The 3775-nt window shown below is 57.1% G+C and carries 4 protein-coding genes; 1 reads left to right on the top strand and 3 read right to left on the bottom strand.

Annotated elements, in window-relative coordinates:
• From HMPREF9538_RS06260 to intI1, 3 genes are all read right to left on the bottom strand, one after another.
• On the bottom strand, positions 1 to 1218 hold a 1218-nt coding region (locus HMPREF9538_RS06260; protein ID WP_009485928.1), incomplete at its 3' end, for a DUF4158 domain-containing protein.
• Positions 1219 to 1220: 2 nt separating this feature from the next.
• Positions 1221 to 1778, bottom strand: coding sequence for a recombinase family protein (locus HMPREF9538_RS06265; protein ID WP_001162012.1), 558 nt, complete (start codon positions 1776 to 1778; stop codon positions 1221 to 1223).
• A 289-nt stretch (positions 1779 to 2067) separates the two neighbouring features.
• A complete protein-coding gene (gene intI1, locus HMPREF9538_RS06270) occupies positions 2068 to 3081 on the bottom strand; it encodes a class 1 integron integrase IntI1 (protein WP_000845048.1) in 1014 nt (337 codons plus the stop codon).
• 156 nt (positions 3082 to 3237) lie between these two features.
• Here intI1 and dfrA1 point away from each other — a divergent pair, with 156 nt between their 5' ends.
• Positions 3238 to 3711: a trimethoprim-resistant dihydrofolate reductase DfrA1 gene (gene dfrA1 / locus HMPREF9538_RS06275; RefSeq protein WP_000777555.1), complete on the top strand. Its 474-nt coding sequence runs from the start codon at positions 3238 to 3240 to the stop codon at positions 3709 to 3711.
• Positions 3712 to 3775: the final 64 nt, after the last annotated feature.

Genomic DNA, 3775 nt, shown 5'->3' with positions numbered 1-3775 from the left:
GGGCGCAGCCCGCAATTTGAGCACGCCCAGGAACTGCGGCGCGTAGCGGCGTAGCGTGGCATAGCTTTCACCGATGTGGTGCAGGAAATCAAAGTCGGCAGGCCGCGCCAATGTTTGCGCTTCGGTGACGCTGGCGGCGAAGGTGTCCCAGGGCATAACGGCCTCGATGGCGGCGAACGGATCGCTGCCGCTTTGCTTGGCCTCAATCAACGCTTGACCGATGCGCCCATACATCCGCACCTTGTCGTTGATCGCCTTGCCGGAAGCCTGGAACTGCTGCTGATGCTTGTTCTTGGCCGCGTTGAACAGCTTGCCGATGATGCGATCGTGAAGGTCGATGATTTCATCGGTGACGGTGGCCATGCCTTCGATGGCCAGCGCTACCAGCGTGGCATAGCGTCGTTGCACCTCGAACTTTGCCAGATCAGCAGGCGTCATCTGGCCACCTTCACGAGCGATTTTGAGCAGGCGGTTCTGGTGAACCTGCCGCTCGATGCCTGCGGGCAGATCAAGTGCTTGCCAGGATTTCAGGCGCTCAATATGTTCGAGCATGTGGCGAGAGTTCGGTTTGGCAGGCGACTGGCGCAGCCATGCCAGCCACGTCACTTTACTGCCGTCCTTGCGCTTGAGAAGTTCGTCCAGGCGCTGACGGTGGGGTGATAACAAAGAATCGGTCAGCGCCGCGTAAATGCGTCGGTTGGCACGGGTGATGGCCTCGGCGCTTGCGCGCTCGATGGCATTCATGGCGGGCAGGATAATGCTCTGCCGCCGCAGATTCTCGACAAGTGCGCTCGCCAGCACGATGCCTTTGTCGGTCTGCAAGGCCAGCTCGGTCAATGTATGCACGGCTTGCCGATAGTGGCTCATGGTGAAGGGCTTGAACCCAAAAACCGTTTGCAGCTCGACCAAGTGCTCCCGCCGTGTCTGTTCGCGCTGGCCGTACTCGCTCCAACTTTCCACTGGCATCTTGAGTTGCGCGGCCACCATGCGCAACAGGGGCGGAAACGGAGGCTCATCGACGCCCAAAAAGGTGCCAGGGAATCGCAAGTAGCAAAGCTGCACAGCGAAGCCCAATCGATTCGCGGCGCCGCGACGCTGACGGATCACCGACAGGTCGGTTTCGTTGAACGTGTAGTGCCGTATCAGTTCGTCTTTGGCATCTGGCAGTGCCAGCAGGCTTTCGCGCTCGGTGGCGGACAGGATTGAGCGGCGTGGCATGGTCAGTCTTCCCGCAGGTACTGGTACAAGGTTTCGCGGCTGATGCCGAAGTCACGGGCCACCAAGGTTTTTTGGTCGCCTGCCGCAACTCGCCGTTTCAACTCGGCAATTTGTTCGCTGTTCAGCGATTTCTTTCGTCCCCGGTAGGCACCGCGCTGCTTGGCCAGCACGATTCCCTCGCGCTGACGTTCGCGGATCAGGGCGCGCTCGAACTCAGCGAAGGCTCCCATGACCGACAGCATCAGATTGGCCATCGGTGAGTCCTCGCCGGTGAACTTCAGCCCTTCTTTGACGAACTCCATGCGCACGCCCCGTTGTGTCAGCCCTTGGACGATGCGGCGCAGGTCATCAAGGTTGCGTGCCAGCCTGTCCATGCTATGCACCACCACGGTGTCGCCCTCGCGGACGAAGGCCAGCAGCCTTTCCAGCTCGGGACGCTGGGTGTCCTTGCCAGAAGCCTTGTCGGTGAACACCCGCGCCACCTGAACACCCTCCAATTGCCGTTCCGGGTTCTGGTCGAAGCTGCTGACGCGGACATAGCCGATGCGTTGACCTTGCAAGATGCCTCCAAAGGCAAAAGTGTCAGGATGAAATCTATTACCTTTGACGGAATATGTCAATCAATAGGAAATTTAACTCTATTCTGATGTCGTTTTCAGAAGACGGCTGCACTGAACGTCAGAAGCCGACTGCACTATAGCAGCGGAGGGGTTGGATCCATCAGGCAACGACGGGCTGCTGCCGGCCATCAGCGGACGCAGGGAGGACTTTCCGCAACCGGCCGTTCGATGCGGCACCGATGGCCTTCGCGCAGGGGTAGTGAATCCGCCAGGATTGACTTGCGCTGCCCTACCTCTCACTAGTGAGGGGCGGCAGCGCATCAAGCGGTGAGCGCACTCCGGCACCGCCAACTTTCAGCACATGCGTGTAAATCATCGTCGTAGAGACGTCGGAATGGCCGAGCAGATCCTGCACGGTTCGAATGTCGTAACCGCTGCGGAGCAAGGCCGTCGCGAACGAGTGGCGGAGGGTGTGCGGTGTGGCGGGCTTCGTGATGCCTGCTTGTTCTACGGCACGTTTGAAGGCGCGCTGAAAGGTCTGGTCATACATGTGATGGCGACGCACGACACCGCTCCGTGGATCGGTCGAATGCGTGTGCTGCGCAAAAACCCAGAACCACGGCCAGGAATGCCCGGCGCGCGGATACTTCCGCTCAAGGGCGTCGGGAAGCGCAACGCCGCTGCGGCCCTCGGCCTGGTCCTTCAGCCACCATGCCCGTGCACGCGACAGCTGCTCGCGCAGGCTGGGTGCCAAGCTCTCGGGTAACATCAAGGCCCGATCCTTGGAGCCCTTGCCCTCCCGCACGATGATCGTGCCGTGATCGAAATCCAGATCCTTGACCCGCAGTTGCAAACCCTCACTGATCCGCATGCCCGTTCCATACAGAAGCTGGGCGAACAAACGATGCTCGCCTTCCAGAAAACCGAGGATGCGAACCACTTCATCCGGGGTCAGCACCACCGGCAAGCGCCGCGACGGCCGAGGTCTTCCGATCTCCTGAAGCCAGGGCAGATCCGTGCACAGCACCTTGCCGTAGAAGAACAGCAAGGCCGCCAATGCCTGACGATGCGTGGAGACCGAAACCTTGCGCTCGTTCGCCAGCCAGGACAGAAATGCCTCGACTTCGCTGCTGCCCAAGGTTGCCGGGTGACGCACACCGTGGAAACGGATGAAGGCACGAACCCAGTGGACATAAGCCTGTTCGGTTCGTAAGCTGTAATGCAAGTAGCGTATGCGCTCACGCAACTGGTCCAGAACCTTGACCGAACGCAGCGGTGGTAACGGCGCAGTGGCGGTTTTCATGGCTTGTTATGACTGTTTTTTTGTACAGTCTATGCCTCGGGCATCCAAGCAGCAAGCGCGTTACGCCGTGGGTCGATGTTTGATGTTATGGAGCAGCAACGATGTTACGCAGCAGGGCAGTCGCCCTAAAACAAAGTTAACCTCTGAGGAAGAATTGTGAAACTATCACTAATGGTAGCTATATCGAAGAATGGAGTTATCGGGAATGGCCCTGATATTCCATGGAGTGCCAAAGGTGAACAGCTCCTGTTTAAAGCTATTACCTATAACCAATGGCTGTTGGTTGGACGCAAGACTTTTGAATCAATGGGAGCATTACCCAACCGAAAGTATGCGGTCGTAACACGTTCAAGTTTTACATCTGACAATGAGAACGTAGTGATCTTTCCATCAATTAAAGATGCTTTAACCAACCTAAAGAAAATAACGGATCATGTCATTGTTTCAGGTGGTGGGGAGATATACAAAAGCCTGATCGATCAAGTAGATACACTACATATATCTACAATAGACATCGAGCCGGAAGGTGATGTTTACTTTCCTGAAATCCCCAGCAATTTTAGGCCAGTTTTTACCCAAGACTTCGCCTCTAACATAAATTATAGTTACCAAATCTGGCAAAAGGGTTAACAAGTGGCAGCAACGGATTCGCAAACCTGTCACGCCTTTTGTACCAAAAGCCGCGCCAGGTTTG

It is taken from the genome of Klebsiella sp. MS 92-3 (assembly GCF_000195655.1).
GTDB classification, from domain to species: domain Bacteria; phylum Pseudomonadota; class Gammaproteobacteria; order Enterobacterales; family Enterobacteriaceae; genus Klebsiella; species Klebsiella pneumoniae.
Note: the sequence above shows the minus strand (reverse complement) of the source record. Positions and strands in the feature narration are given on the sequence as shown.